Consider the following 12,917-nt stretch of genomic DNA (forward strand, 5'->3'; position numbering starts at 1 on the left):
GAGTGGTCGGTGGTCGTCACGCGCGGAGGTCCCGTCCGGTCAGGTCGAGGAAGACGTCTTCGAGGCTGCGGCGCTGTACGGCGAGCCGCTCGGGCAGGATCCCGGAGGCCGCGCACCATCCGGTGACGGTGGCCAGCAGCTGCGGATCGACGGGTGCCTCGATCCGGTAGCGGCCGGGGGTGGTCTCGGCGGCGGTGGCGCCCTCGGGCAGTTCCTTGAGGAGCGCGGCGAGGTCGAGGCCGGGCGGGCCGTCGAAGCGCAGGCTGGACTCGGCGCCGCCCCGGCACAGCTCCTCCGGGGTGCCCTCGGTGACCACCTTGCCGCGGTCGACGACGGCGACCCGGTCGGCGAGCTGTTCGGCCTCGTCCATGTGGTGGGTGGTGACGACGACGGTGACGCCGTCCCGGCGCAGGTCGCGGACGAGGTCCCAGGTGGCGCGGCGGGCCTGCGGGTCGAGGCCGGCGGTGGGCTCGTCGAGGAAGACGAGCTCGGGGCGGCCGACCACGGCCATGGCGAGGGCGAGCCGCTGCTGCTGTCCGCCGGAGAGCCGGCGGTAGGTGGTGCGGCCGCAGGAGCCGAGGCCGAGCCGTTCGACCAGGGTGTCGACGTCGAGCGGGTGGGCGTGCAGCTTGGCGGTGTGCCGGAGCATCTCGACGGCGCGCGCGCCCGCGTACACGCCGCCCGACTGCAACATCACGCCGATCCGCGGGCGCAGTGCCGCGCCCTGGGTGACCGGGTCGAGGCCGAGGACGCGGACGGTGCCGGCGTCGGGGCGGCGGTAGCCCTCGCAGGTCTCGATGGTGGTGGTCTTGCCGGCGCCGTTGGGGCCGAGGACGGCGGTGACGGCGCCGCGCGCGAGCGTGAGGTCGAGACCGTCGACCGCGGTCTTCTCGCCGTAGCGCTTGACCAGCCCGGTGATCTGGACCGCGGGTTCGGAATGCATACCGGCGAGTCTAAGAGGAGCGAACACGGCGGCCGGACGGGAGGCCCGGCGGAGGGCCGGGCCGGGGCCGGCGCGCGGAGCGGAGGGGCCGGTGGAGGGCGTGTAAGGGGCATGGCGGAGGATTGGATTCCGGATCGCCGGACCTCCCGGTCGGGGCCCGCATCGGCCGCAGCGACCGGCGAAACGGAACCTCCGGTGATCGTTTCCGCAGGTCAGGTAAGGCTTACCTGCGTGACAGATGCCACGGGTGAGGCCTGGATCACGGCTTGTCCTGCCGGAAGGAATTACGCAACACTGGTGTTGTGAAAAACATGCGCGAGCACCCCGCACAGCAGGAGGCCGAGTCGGCCCCCGGCTGCGCCGTGCCCGCGACGGCGGCCGAGGTGCTGCTGGACGGCCACCGCGCCACCCGGGACCGGGTCGCCCGGTCGATCCTCGACCACGGCCCCTCCTCCGCCGCCGACCTGGCGAACCGGCTCGGTCTGACCACCGCCGCCGTCCGCCGTCACCTGGACGGCCTCACCGCCGCCGGCCTCGTCGACGCCCGCGAGCAGCGGGTGTACGGCAGCCGCGGCCGCGGCCGTCCCGCCAAGGTCTTCGCCCTCACCGACGCCGGTCGGGACGCCTTCTACCAGGCGTACGACCAGCTCGCCGCCGACGCCCTGCGCTGGATCTCCGACGCGGTGGGCGGCGGCACGGCGGGCGAGGAGGCGGTCGCCGCCTTCGCCCGCGCCCGGTTCGGGCGGCAGGCCGAGAAGTACCTGGAGGCCCTCGGTTCGGCCGAGGCGGGGGAGCGCACCGAGGCCCTCGCCCAGGCGCTGAGCGCCGACGGGTACGCTGCCACGGTGCGGCGGGTGCCGTCCGCCGCGGCGAAGGCCCCGGCGGGAGCCCAGCTCTGCCAGCACCACTGCCCGGTCGCGCACATCGCCGAGCAGTTCCCGCAGCTCTGCGAGGCGGAGACCGAGGTCTTCTCCCAACTGCTGGGCACCCATGTGCAACGGCTGGCCACCATCGCCCACGGCGACGGGGTCTGCACCACCTATGTGCCGGCACCCGGTGCCGCATCGTCGTCCGCCCTGCGCGCCGCCGCGGGCCGGGGCACCGATGCCGCGCCGACTGCCGGTACGTCCACCGATGATTCAGCGTCCGCGCGTTAGGAAGCTCGCATGACTGACACCGTTTCGCACCCGGAGCTCGAAGGCCTGGGCACCTACGAGTACGGCTGGGCCGACCCGGACACCGCGGGTGCCGAGGCCAAGCGCGGGCTCAGCGAGGAGGTCGTCCGCGACATCTCCGCGAAGAAGAACGAGTCCGAGTGGATGCTGAACCTGCGGCTCAAGGGCCTCAAGCTGTTCGGCAAGAAGCCCATGCCGACCTGGGGCTCCGACCTGACCGGCATCGACTTCGACAACATCAAGTACTTCGTCCGCTCCACCGAGAAGCAGGCCGAGTCCTGGGAGGACCTGCCCGCCGACATCAAGGCGACGTACGACAGGCTCGGCATCCCGGAGGCGGAGAAGCAGCGCCTGGTCGCCGGTGTCGCCGCCCAGTACGAGTCCGAGGTCGTCTACCACCAGATCCGCGAGGACCTGGAGGAGCAGGGCGTCATCTTCCTGGACACCGACACCGCGCTGCGCGAGCACCCGGAGATCTTCAAGGAGTACTTCGGCACCGTCATCCCGGCCGGCGACAACAAGTTCGCCGCGCTGAACACGGCCGTCTGGTCGGGCGGGTCCTTCATCTACGTGCCGAAGGGTGTCCACGTCGACATCCCGCTCCAGGCCTACTTCCGGATCAACACCGAGAACATGGGCCAGTTCGAGCGGACGCTGATCATCGTCGACGAGGACGCCTACGTCCACTACGTCGAGGGCTGCACCGCCCCGATCTACTCCTCCGACTCGCTGCACTCCGCGGTCGTGGAGATCATCGTCAAGAAGGGCGGCCGCTGCCGCTACACGACCATCCAGAACTGGTCGAACAACGTCTACAACCTGGTCACCAAGCGCGCCGTGGCGTACGAGGGCGCGACCATGGAGTGGGTCGACGGCAACATCGGCTCCAAGGTCACCATGAAGTACCCGGCCGTCTACCTGATGGGCGAGCACGCCAAGGGCGAGACCCTGTCGATCGCCTTCGCGGGCGAGGGCCAGCACCAGGACGCCGGCGCCAAGATGGTCCACATGGCGCCCAACACCTCCTCCAACATCGTCTCCAAGTCGGTGGCGCGGGGCGGCGGCCGCACCTCCTACCGCGGCCTGATCGAGATCGGCGAGGGCTCCAAGGGCGCCAAGTCCAACGTGCTCTGCGACGCGCTGCTGGTCGACACCATCTCCCGGTCGGACACCTACCCCTACGTCGACGTCCGCGAGGACGACGTCTCCATGGGCCACGAGGCGACCGTCTCCAAGGTCAGCGAGGACCAGCTCTTCTACCTGATGAGCCGCGGCATGACCGAGTTCGAGGCCATGGCGATGATCGTCCGCGGCTTCGTCGAGCCGATCGCGCGCGAGCTGCCGATGGAGTACGCGCTGGAGCTGAACCGGCTGATCGAGCTGCAGATGGAGGGCTCCGTCGGCTGACCGCCGGCCGCCCCGCCGTCCATCGGAACTTCGAGGAAGAGAGCACAACGAACAGCCATGGCTGACGTCAACACCCCCACCGGCTCCACCACCGCCGGTTCGATCGAGGTCGGCACGGCCGGCGCCGGCGCCCAGCTCGCCGGCCCCGGCACCGGCCGCACCACCGTCAAGCAGCCGATCGACGCGCGCGTCGCGGTCAAGCCGTCCTTCGACGTCGCGGACTTCCCGGTGCCGACCGGCCGCGAGGAGGACTGGCGGTTCACCCCGCTGCACCGCCTCGGCGGGCTCCACGACGGCACCGCCGCCGAGGGCGACAAGGGCGAGGACAAGGTCGAACTGAGCCTGCCGGACGGCGTCACCGCCGAGACCGTCGGCCGCGACGACGCCCGCCTCGGCAAGGCCGGCAAGCCGGTCGACCGGGTCGCCGCGCAGGCGTTCAGCGCCTTCGAGCAGGCGCTCGTGGTCACCGTCCCCGAGGAGACGGTGCTCACCGAGCCGGTCAGGATCGACGTGCACGGCGAGGGCGGCACCCGCTTCGCCCACGTGGTGGTCGACGTCAAGCCGTTCGCCGAGGCCGTCGTGGTGATCAACCACACCGGCACCGGCACCCGCGCCGCCAACGTCGAGCTGCTGGTCGGCGACGGCGCCAAGCTCACCTTCGTGTCCGTCCAGGACTGGGAGCGCGACGCGGTCCACGTCGCCCAGCAGACCGCCCTGGTCGGCCGCGACGCCTCGCTGAAGTCCGTCGTCGTCACCTTCGGCGGCGACGTGGTCCGCATCCACCCGCGGGTCTCCTACGCCGCGCCCGGCGGCGAGGCCGAGCTGTTCGGCCTCTACTTCGCCGACGCCGGCCAGCACCTGGAGCACCGTCTGGTCATCGACCACGACACCCCGCACTGCCGCTCCAACGTGGTCTACAAGGGCGCGCTGCAGGGCCAGGACGCGCACGCCGTCTGGGTCGGCGACGTGCTGATCCGCGCCGCCGCCGAGGGCACCGACACCTACGAGCTCAACCGCAACCTGGTGCTCACCGACGGCGCCCGGGTCGACTCCATCCCCAACCTGGAGATCGAGACCGGCGAGATCGTCGGCGCCGGCCACGCCTCCGCGACCGGCCGCTTCGACGACGAGCAGCTGTTCTACCTGCAGGCCCGCGGCATCCCGGCCGACGAGGCCCGCCGCCTGGTGGTGCGCGGCTTCTTCGCCGAACTGGTCCAGCAGATCGGCGTCGCCGAGATCCAGGAACACCTCATGGAGAAGATCGAGGCCGAGCTGGAAGCGGCGGTCTGACCCGATGAGCTTCCTTCGCGCCTGCGCGCTGAGCGAGCTGGCTGAGGACGAGCCCAAGCGCGTCGACCTCAACGGCGTCCCGGTCGCCGTCGTCCGCACCGACGAGGGGGTGTTCGCGATCAACGACGTCTGCTCGCACGCGAACGTCTCGCTCTCCGAGGGCGAGGTCGAGGACTGCATGATCGAATGCTGGCTGCACGGTTCCAGCTTCGACCTGCGCACCGGGAAGCCCTCCGGGCTGCCCGCCACCAAGCCGGTCGCTGTCTACCCCGTAAAGATCGAAGGGGACGATGTGCTCGTCTCCGTCAACCAGGAGTCCTGAGTACCCATGGCAACGCTTGAAATCCGCGACCTGCACGTCTCCGTCGAGGCCGAGAACGGTCCCCGCGAGATCCTCAAGGGCGTCGACCTGACCGTGAAGCAGGGCGAGACCCACGCCATCATGGGTCCGAACGGCTCCGGCAAGTCCACCCTCGCCTACTCCCTCGCGGGCCACCCGAAGTACACCGTCACCGGCGGCAGCGTGCTGCTGGACGGCGAGGACGTCCTGGAGATGTCCGTCGACGAGCGCGCCCGGGCCGGCGTCTTCCTGGCCATGCAGTACCCGGTCGAGGTCCCCGGCGTCTCGGTCTCCAACTTCCTGCGCACCGCCGCCACCGCCGTCCGCGGCGAGGCCCCCAAGCTGCGCCTGTGGGTCAAGGAGGTCAAGGAGGCGATGGCCGCCCTCCAGATGGACCCGGCCTTCGCCGAGCGCAACGTCAACGAGGGCTTCTCCGGCGGCGAGAAGAAGCGCCACGAGATCCTCCAGCTGGAGCTCCTCAAGCCGAAGATCGCGATCCTCGACGAGACCGACTCCGGCCTCGACGTCGACGCGCTGCGGGTCGTCTCCGAGGGCATCAACCGGGTCCGCTCGACCGGTGAGGTCGGCACCCTGCTGGTCACGCACTACACCCGCATCCTGCGGTACATCAAGCCCGACTACGTCCACGTCTTCGCGGCCGGCCGCATCGTCGAGTCCGGCGGTGCCGAGCTGGCCGACAAGCTGGAGGCGGAGGGCTACGAGTCCTACGTGAAGGGCGGCGCTTCCGAGTGACCCATACGCACGAGTCGGCGGTCCTGACGGGCCTGCTCGACACCGACGCGATCCGCAAGGACTTCCCCGTCCTGCAGCGCCTGCTGCACGACGGCAAGCCGCTGGTCTACCTCGACAACGCCGCCACCTCGCAGAAGCCCCGCCAGGTGCTCGACGCGCTGAACACCTACTACGAGCGGCACAACGCCAACGTCCACCGCGGCGTGCACGTGCTCGCCGAGGAGGCCACGGCGCTGTACGAGGGCGCCCGTGACAAGGTCGCGGCGTTCATCAACGCGCCGAGCCGCAACGAGGTCATCTTCACCAAGAACGCCTCCGAGTCGCTCAACCTGGTCGCCAACATGCTGGCCTGGGCGGAGGAGCCCTACCGGGTCGACGCCGACTCCGAGATCGTCATCACGGAGATGGAGCACCACTCCAACATCGTCCCGTGGCAGCTGCTCGCGCAGCGCAGCGGCGCGAAGCTGAAGTGGTTCGGGCTGACCGACGAGGGCCGGCTCGACCTGTCGAACATCGACGAGCTGATCACCGAGCGGACCAAGGTCGTCTCGGTGACCCTGGTCTCCAACCTGCTCGGCACCGTCAACCCGGTCGAGACCATCGTCCGCAAGGCGCAGTCGGTCGGCGCGCTCGTCGTCATCGACGCCTCGCAGGCCGCGCCGCACATGGTGCTGGACGTGCAGGCGCTGGAGGCCGACTTCGTCGCCTTCACCGGCCACAAGATGCTCGGCCCGACCGGCATCGGCGTGCTCTGGGGCCGCCAGGAGCTGCTGGAGGACCTCCCGCCGTTCCTCGGCGGCGGCGAGATGATCGAGACCGTCACCATGGGCTCGTCCACCTACGCCCCGGCGCCGCACAAGTTCGAGGCCGGCACCCCGCCGATCGCCCAGGCGGTCGGGCTCGGCGCGGCCATCGACTACCTGTCGGACATCGGCATGGAGAAGATCGCCGCCCACGAGCACGCCATCACCGAGTACGCGGTGCAGCGCCTGCTGGAGGTCCCGGACCTGCGGATCATCGGCCCGCGCACGGCCGTCGACCGCGGCGCCGCGATCTCGTTCACGCTCGGCGACATCCACCCGCACGACGTGGGCCAGGTCCTCGACGAGCAGGGCATCGCCGTGCGCGTCGGCCACCACTGCGCGCGGCCGGTCTGCCTGCGGTACGGAATTCCGGCGACCACGCGGGCGTCGTTCTACCTGTACTCGACGCCGGGCGAGGTCGACGCCCTGATCGACGGCCTCCACCACGTCCGGAACTTCTTCGGCTGACGGGACGGGGCACGCGATCATGAAGCTCGACTCGATGTACCAGGACATCATCCTGGACCACTACCGCAACCCCCACGGCAAGGGGCTGCGCGACGGTGACGCCGAGGTGCACCACGTCAACCCCACCTGCGGGGACGAGATCACCCTGCGGGTGCGGCTCGACGGCGCCACGGTCGCCGACGTCTCGTACGAGTCGCAGGGCTGCTCGATCAGCCAGGCCAGCGCCTCGGTGCTGAACGACCTGGTGGTCGGCAAGACCGTCGGCGAGGCGCAGGCGGTCCAGGAGGCCTTCCTGGAGCTGATGCAGAGCAAGGGCCAGGGCGAGGGCGACGAGGAGGTGCTGGAGGACGCGGTCGCGTTCGCCGGCGTCTCCAAGTACCCGGCCCGGGTCAAGTGCGCCCTGCTCAGCTGGATGGCCTGGAAGGACGCCACCGCCAAGGCCCTGGCCGAGCACCCCGCCGTCACCACCGACTGAACCGCAGAGGAGGACAGACCATGAGTGACACCGACACCACCGAGACCACCGGCGCCGACACCGGCGCCGCGGCCGCCCCCGCTGCGGAGGAGGGCCCGACGGTCATCGTCGGCACCACCGCCGGCACCGTCTCCGTCGAGGACCTGACCGAGGCCCTGATGGACGTCGTCGACCCCGAGCTGGGCATCGACGTCGTCAACCTGGGCCTGATCTACGGCATCCACATCGACGAGTCCGACGTGGCCACCATCGACATGACGCTCACCTCGGCGGCCTGCCCGCTGACCGACGTCATCGAGGACCAGGCCAAGACCGCCACCGACGGCCTCGTCCAGGACCTGCGCATCAACTGGGTCTGGATGCCGCCGTGGGGCCCCGACAAGATCACCCCCGACGGCCGCGACCAGCTCCGCGCCCTCGGCTTCAACGTCTGACGGACGCCACCCGTCAACCCGCTGCCGCGCGAATCTCCCCTTCGGGGGAATTGTTCGCGCGGCAGTGGTATATCTGCCAGCGTGCGGCGAGGCTGGAGCCGCGACCTCGGAGGGAGCGATGTCATGTCGGTAGTTGCGTTCGCGCAGTTGCTTCTGCCTGACTCGCCGTACGCCATGTGGGTCCGGGGAGAACTCGGTGAGTACCTCCGGCTCCCGGACGACGGCACGCGGGTGGAAGTGGTCGGAGGGGAGATCGTCGTGTCACCGGCGCCGGTTGTTACGCATGCGGTGTTCCTCGCACACATCGAGCGAGGGTTCGGCCGCGCCGGTGACGCGGACGCCGACTTCCCCTGGCGGGCACTGCAAGCGGTCGGCCTGGACCTGGTGGAGACCGGGGACGGGTACGTTCCGGATCTCGTCGTGGTGGACGCGGCAGTGGAGGAGCGGGCACTGGCAGGCGACATCGGCTCCCTCTACGCGCACGACATCGCCATGGCGGTCGAGGTGACGTCCTCGTCGAACGCCCGCCACGACCGTCGCCCCATGTTCGGTCGGCAGGTCAGGTCCACCAAGTGGAACGGCTACGCGCGCACCGGTGTGCCGTACTACCTGCTGGTGGACCGAGACCCCCGGCAGCCTGGTGTGACCTTGTTCGGCGAGCCGAACAAGGCCGAGGCGACGTACGAGGTACTCGGTGAGTGGAAGTTCGGGGAGTCCGTCCGACTGCCGGAGCCCTTCGGCGTCGAGATCGGGACCGATGCCTGGAAGCCCTGGAGCGCGTAGCCGGGCGGAACGCCGCTGCCCGGGACGGAGTATCCGTCCCGGGCAGCGGCGTTCCGGCGTCCGTGCCGGTCAGGCGTGCCTGGGCTTGCGGGCCACGGCGACGGCCAGGGCGGCGCAGAGGGCGGCGGCGAGGAGGACGAAGCCGCTGGTGGCGGGGAGCAGGCCGTAGGCCTGGATGAGGGCGCCCACGCCCACGATGGGGAGGGACGAGCCGAGGTAGACGATGACCCAGAGCGAGGACAGCTCCGAGCCCCGGCGTTCGGGGTTCATCGCGGCGACGGCGCTGGTGAAGAGCGAGCGGAAGGCGATGCCCTGGCAGGCGCCGCCGAGGACGCTGCCGATGAACAGCAGCGCGGGGGTGCCGGTGTACTGGGCGGTGACGACCAGGCCGAGGCCGGTGGCCAGGCCGGTCATGCCGAGGGCGATCACCAGGCGGTCGGCGGTGGGCGGGACGAGCAGCTGGGCGACGGCCGAGGAGCCGAGCAGCAGGGCCGCGACGACGGCGCCGGTCAGCCGGGAGTCGGTGTGCAGCAGCTTGGCCGAGAAGGCCGGGGCCAGGCTGAGGTAGACGCCGAAGACCGCGTAGGAGATGAAGCCGGCGGAGGAGGCCAGCAGGAACTCGCGGCGGCCGGTGACCGGCAGCGCCAGGCGCTGCGGGCGCAGGTGGGCCGGGGTGGTGATGCGCGGCGGGGAGGCGGGCGGGCGGTTGCGGCCGGGCATCCGGGGGTGGACCAGGGCGAGCGGCACGCAGAGCGCCAGCAGGGCGATCGCGTGCAGCAGGAACGGGGTCAGCAGCGGGTCGGAGCCGCCGGCCAGCATGGCGCCGACCACCGGGCCGATCGCGACGCCGCCCGCCGAACAGGCCAGGGTGAGCTTGGCGGCCAGGGTCGGGTGGTCGGGCAGCAGGTCGCCGAGGGCGGCTCCGGCGGCGCCCGTGGACAGGCCGACCGCGATGCCCTGGACGGCGCGTCCGGCGGCGAGCTGCCAGAAGCTGCCGGAGGTCGCGAAGACGACGTCGCCCGCGGCGGCCAGCCCCACGGCGGGCAGGATCAGTGCCCGCCGTCCGAGGTGGTCCGACCAGTGGCCGACCACGGCGAGCACCGGGACCAGCGCGAACACGTAGACCGTGAACAGGACGGTGGTGTCCAGTGCGGTCAGCGAGAGGCGCTGCTGGAGCAGCGGGTAGATCGGGGTGGCCAGGTTGGCGCCGATCAGCATGAAGAGGAGGGCGGCGGCGACGAGGCCGACGCGGACGCCGCGCAGCGCGTTCCAGCGGCTGATCGCGGCGAGCCGGAGCTGTGTGCGTGGTGCGAGCTCCAGGGGGAGCAGGGCCTCCGACAGTCGGCGTCCGTCGAGCTGCGCGGTGCGCAGGCCGGAGCCGGCGGGGGAGAGGTCCGCCATGGCAGGGGTCTCCTGTGGCCGGGCGCCACCGGGGTCGGCGGGGTATGCCGGCGCGCCCGTCCTTGGGCGCTGTGGTGGTGGCCTCGGTGCGGGGGCTCCCTGGTGGAGCGGGTGAGCTGAAGTGGTCCCTCCCGCCGGGTGGCGGGTGAGGAGCGTGGGCTTCGTTGCCCGTCGGCCCGCGCGGGGTGTGCGCGGTACCGATTCGAAGGATAAGGGGTGGGCGCGCGCTCGCGGCGCGCGCCCCTTGGGGCCGGGCATCGGGCGTGCGCGGCCTATACGCTGGGGTGATGGGCCGGTACGCGGAGCTGATCTCCGCGCCGCCGGCGGGCTGACCTCGGCGTAGGGAGAACGCGCAACGATGGCCGCACGACGTCGCAAGAACGCCGGAACCCCGGCGGCGGTCACGCCGGGCGAGGGCGCTGTGCTGCCCGCCGACCTGGAGCTGCAGGACCTGTACGGGGCGTTCGCCGCGCACGGGCTGGACGACGAGGACCTGGACGACGCGGCCGTCCTGGTGCCGCCGGTGGCGCTGCCGTCCGAGGCCGAGCTGGCCGCCCAGGCGAAGGCCGTGCCGATGTTCGGCTGGGCCCTGGCGCTGGCCCGCTGGACCGCCCCGCACCGTCCGGTGGACGAGTTCGGCGACCTCACCGGCCCGGACCGGGCGCCGGCCGCCCGGCTGCTCGGCCTCGCCCCGGAGGAGGGGGACGCGCCGGAGGAGGCCGTGGTCGAGGCGATGCGCGCCTGGTCGCTCGCCTGCGACCTGGACCTGGTCGAGATCGGCACCACCGCGGCCGGCGAGCACGTGGCCGTCCCCGGGCCGGATCTGGAGCCGGCCGAGGAGGGGGATCCGGAGACCGTCCTGGAGCTGTGGCTGACCGCCGCCGGGATCGTCCGCGAGCTGGCCGTGGAGGCCGACTCGCTGCCCGGCGAGGAGGCGCCCGGGGGCGCCGCCGGGGCCGCGGCGGGCGAGCAGGCCGCCGACGGCACGGCCGAGGGGGAGGACGAGGAGGAGGACGAGGACGGGCTCAGCGAGGTCGAGGACGCCCGCGACGAGGCCGCCGAGCTGCTCGACGAGGCGCTCCAGGTCCTCTACGAGACCACCGCCTTCGCCGAGCCGGGCAGCGAGACCGTGCCGCTCGGCGTGCTGGCCGCCCTGCTGGTGGTGCCGGAGGGCGAGGAGCCGAGCGAGGAGCTGCTCGGCGACATCACCGACGTGATGGTCGCCCTGGACCCGATGCTCGCCGACCTCGCCGAGCTGGGCCTGCTCGACTACCGGCCGATCGACCCGGAGCTCTTCGACGAGGAGGAGGCCGAGGGCGCCGTGGAGCCGACGGCCGCGGGCGGGGCGGAGGAGCCGCTGGACGAGGCGGAGTCCGCCCGGTTCGGGCTGGTCCGGCTCACCCCGCTGGGCCAGTACGGGATCCGGCAGTGGCTGCTGGAGGACGGCTACGACGCGCCGCTGGTCGGCGACCTGGCCCGGGGCGACGCCGCCGGGCTGCTGCGCGGGATCAGCGAGGCCGCCAACGTGCTGCCCGACGACGAGCTGCGGGTCTGGGTGACCGGCCGGGAGCCGGTGGAGGCGGCGCGCGAGCTGCTCGCCGCGGCGCGCGGCCACGACGCGTACGCCCCGATGCGCCGGATGCTGTGCCACTCGGCGCTGAGCATGCTCGGCGCGCCCGCCGAGCCGGCCGTCCGGGAGGTGCTGGACGACCCGGAGCTGGGCGGCGGGGCACGGGCCTGGCTGGTGTCGCTCGGGGTGGCCGACGTGCCCGCGCCCGAGCGGTCCATGGCGCTCTGGACGGTGGTCGACGCCTTCGCGGCCCAGCTGCTCGACTCGGGCGGCGACCCGGAGCAGTTGCGCGAGCTGATCGAGGACCTGCCGGTGACCGGCAATCCGGCGAGCTACTTCGGCGAGCTGTGGCGGGTGGACCACCCCTACACGGCGGACGTGCTGGAGGCGGTCGGCGAGCTGCACCTGGACCGCACGGTCGCCAAGGAGGCCCGCAAGGCGGCGTTCAAGGCGCGGTCGAAGGGCTGAGCGGGCCGGGCCCCCGTCCCCGCGGGTCCGCCCCCGGGGCGGAGGCCGTACCGGGGGCGGGGCGGCGGGGACGGGCCGGGGCCGACGGCCCGACCGGACGGCGGGGCCGGACCGGGTGGCGGGCGCGGAGGCCGGCCGGGTTCACGGCAGGTCCAGCGAGCCGTCCGCGGTGAACGGGAAGAACGGGTTGTGGGCCAGCTCCCAGAGGTGGCCGTCCGGGTCCTCGAAGTAGCCGGAGTAGCCGCCCCAGCTGGTCGGCGCCGGCGGCTTGACCACCGTCGCGCCGGCCGCGACCGCCGTCTCCAGGGCGGCGTCCACCTGCGCGGGCGACTCCAGGTTCACCGCGAGGGTGACGCCCCGGAACGAGGGCTCGCCGCCGGCCGGGACGCCCGCGTCGGCGGCCAGCTCGTCGTGCGGGAAGAGGCCGAGCACCGAGTCGGCGGTGCGGAACCAGACGATCTCCGGGCTGGAGACGGAGGAGCGGCGCCACCCCAGCGCCTCGTAGAAGCGGGCGCTCTCGTCGAGGTCGGCCACCCCGAGGGTGACGATGCTGATCCGGGCCGGGAACTCCGTGGTTGCTGTCATACCGGCCAGCGTACGAAGGGGG

13 protein-coding genes are annotated in these 12,917 nt (G+C 72.2%); 10 read left to right on the plus strand and 3 right to left on the minus strand.

Annotation, left to right across the window (positions count from 1 at the left end; translation table 11 throughout):
• Nucleotides 1-16: 16 nt before the first annotated feature.
• Nucleotides 17-943, minus strand: coding sequence for an ABC transporter ATP-binding protein (locus tag OG550_RS26720; RefSeq protein WP_327681691.1), 927 nt, complete (start codon nt 941-943; stop codon nt 17-19).
• A 311-nt stretch (nt 944-1,254) separates the two neighbouring features.
• Between OG550_RS26720 and OG550_RS26725 the strand changes: the two genes are divergently transcribed.
• The 9 genes from OG550_RS26725 (at nt 1,255) to OG550_RS26765 (ending at nt 8,871) form a co-directional block, all read left to right on the plus strand.
• Nucleotides 1,255-2,100 (plus strand): helix-turn-helix transcriptional regulator, encoded by an 846-nt coding sequence (locus OG550_RS26725; protein ID WP_327681693.1) that lies wholly within the window; start codon nt 1,255-1,257, stop codon nt 2,098-2,100.
• Between the two features lie 9 nt (nt 2,101-2,109).
• A complete protein-coding gene (gene sufB / locus OG550_RS26730) occupies nt 2,110-3,525 on the plus strand; it encodes a Fe-S cluster assembly protein SufB (RefSeq protein ID WP_327681695.1) in 1,416 nt (471 codons plus the stop codon).
• Nucleotides 3,526-3,582: 57 nt separating this feature from the next.
• Nucleotides 3,583-4,815 carry a Fe-S cluster assembly protein SufD gene (gene sufD / locus OG550_RS26735; protein ID WP_327681697.1) on the plus strand — a complete coding sequence of 411 codons (1,233 nt, stop codon included), beginning with the start codon at nt 3,583-3,585 and terminating at the stop codon, nt 4,813-4,815.
• A gap of 4 nt (nt 4,816-4,819) precedes the next feature.
• Complete coding sequence (locus OG550_RS26740) at nt 4,820-5,137, plus strand: bifunctional 3-phenylpropionate/cinnamic acid dioxygenase ferredoxin subunit (RefSeq protein WP_327681699.1); 318 nt, start codon at nt 4,820-4,822, stop codon at nt 5,135-5,137.
• Between the two features lie 6 nt (nt 5,138-5,143).
• Nucleotides 5,144-5,908 (plus strand): Fe-S cluster assembly ATPase SufC, encoded by a 765-nt coding sequence (gene sufC, locus OG550_RS26745; RefSeq protein WP_327681701.1) that lies wholly within the window; start codon nt 5,144-5,146, stop codon nt 5,906-5,908.
• Nucleotides 5,909-5,931: 23 nt separating this feature from the next.
• Nucleotides 5,932-7,179, plus strand: a complete 1,248-nt coding sequence (locus OG550_RS26750; protein WP_327684164.1) for a cysteine desulfurase — start codon at nt 5,932-5,934, stop codon at nt 7,177-7,179.
• Nucleotides 7,180-7,198: 19 nt separating this feature from the next.
• Nucleotides 7,199-7,654: a Fe-S cluster assembly sulfur transfer protein SufU gene (gene sufU / locus OG550_RS26755; protein ID WP_327681703.1), complete on the plus strand. Its 456-nt coding sequence runs from the start codon at nt 7,199-7,201 to the stop codon at nt 7,652-7,654.
• A 20-nt stretch (nt 7,655-7,674) separates the two neighbouring features.
• Nucleotides 7,675-8,088 (plus strand): metal-sulfur cluster assembly factor, encoded by a 414-nt coding sequence (locus OG550_RS26760; RefSeq protein WP_327681705.1) that lies wholly within the window; start codon nt 7,675-7,677, stop codon nt 8,086-8,088.
• Nucleotides 8,089-8,211: 123 nt separating this feature from the next.
• Nucleotides 8,212-8,871: a Uma2 family endonuclease gene (locus OG550_RS26765; protein WP_327681706.1), complete on the plus strand. Its 660-nt coding sequence runs from the start codon at nt 8,212-8,214 to the stop codon at nt 8,869-8,871.
• A 69-nt stretch (nt 8,872-8,940) separates the two neighbouring features.
• Here OG550_RS26765 and OG550_RS26770 read toward each other — a convergent pair whose 3' ends face one another.
• Nucleotides 8,941-10,272 carry an MFS transporter gene (locus tag OG550_RS26770; protein WP_327681708.1) on the minus strand — a complete coding sequence of 444 codons (1,332 nt, stop codon included), beginning with the start codon at nt 10,270-10,272 and terminating at the stop codon, nt 8,941-8,943.
• A 358-nt stretch (nt 10,273-10,630) separates the two neighbouring features.
• On the opposite strand from OG550_RS26770, the gene OG550_RS26775 reads away from it, so the two are divergent.
• Nucleotides 10,631-12,310 carry a hypothetical protein gene (locus OG550_RS26775; protein WP_327681709.1) on the plus strand — a complete coding sequence of 560 codons (1,680 nt, stop codon included), beginning with the start codon at nt 10,631-10,633 and terminating at the stop codon, nt 12,308-12,310.
• A 141-nt stretch (nt 12,311-12,451) separates the two neighbouring features.
• On the opposite strand, the gene OG550_RS26780 is transcribed toward OG550_RS26775, so the two are convergent.
• The gene (locus OG550_RS26780; protein WP_327681711.1) at nt 12,452-12,895 is read right to left on the minus strand and encodes a VOC family protein; all 444 of its coding nucleotides are present in this window, start codon (nt 12,893-12,895) and stop codon (nt 12,452-12,454) included.
• Between the last annotated feature and the right edge of the window lie 22 nt (nt 12,896-12,917).

The organism is Kitasatospora sp. NBC_00458 (genome assembly GCF_036013975.1).
Classification (GTDB): Bacteria; Actinomycetota; Actinomycetes; order Streptomycetales; family Streptomycetaceae; genus Kitasatospora.

Excerpts from the sequence above, each read along its gene's own strand:
- OG550_RS26725 (WP_327681693.1), top strand. The coding sequence starts at position 1,255 with ATGCGCGAGCACCCCGCACAGCAGGAGGCCGAGTCGGCCCCCGGCTGC.
- sufC (WP_327681701.1), top strand. The coding sequence starts at position 5,144 with ATGGCAACGCTTGAAATCCGCGACCTGCACGTCTCCGTCGAGGCCGAG.
- sufU (WP_327681703.1), top strand. The coding sequence starts at position 7,199 with ATGAAGCTCGACTCGATGTACCAGGACATCATCCTGGACCACTACCGC.
- OG550_RS26760 (WP_327681705.1), top strand. The coding sequence starts at position 7,675 with ATGAGTGACACCGACACCACCGAGACCACCGGCGCCGACACCGGCGCC.
- OG550_RS26780 (WP_327681711.1), bottom strand. The coding sequence starts at position 12,895 with ATGACAGCAACCACGGAGTTCCCGGCCCGGATCAGCATCGTCACCCTC.
- sufB (WP_327681695.1), top strand. The coding sequence starts at position 2,110 with ATGACTGACACCGTTTCGCACCCGGAGCTCGAAGGCCTGGGCACCTAC.
- OG550_RS26765 (WP_327681706.1), top strand. The coding sequence starts at position 8,212 with ATGTCGGTAGTTGCGTTCGCGCAGTTGCTTCTGCCTGACTCGCCGTAC.
- OG550_RS26770 (WP_327681708.1), bottom strand. The coding sequence starts at position 10,272 with ATGGCGGACCTCTCCCCCGCCGGCTCCGGCCTGCGCACCGCGCAGCTC.
- sufD (WP_327681697.1), top strand. The coding sequence starts at position 3,583 with ATGGCTGACGTCAACACCCCCACCGGCTCCACCACCGCCGGTTCGATC.
- OG550_RS26775 (WP_327681709.1), top strand. The coding sequence starts at position 10,631 with ATGGCCGCACGACGTCGCAAGAACGCCGGAACCCCGGCGGCGGTCACG.
- OG550_RS26720 (WP_327681691.1), bottom strand. The coding sequence starts at position 943 with ATGCATTCCGAACCCGCGGTCCAGATCACCGGGCTGGTCAAGCGCTAC.
- OG550_RS26740 (WP_327681699.1), top strand. The coding sequence starts at position 4,820 with ATGAGCTTCCTTCGCGCCTGCGCGCTGAGCGAGCTGGCTGAGGACGAG.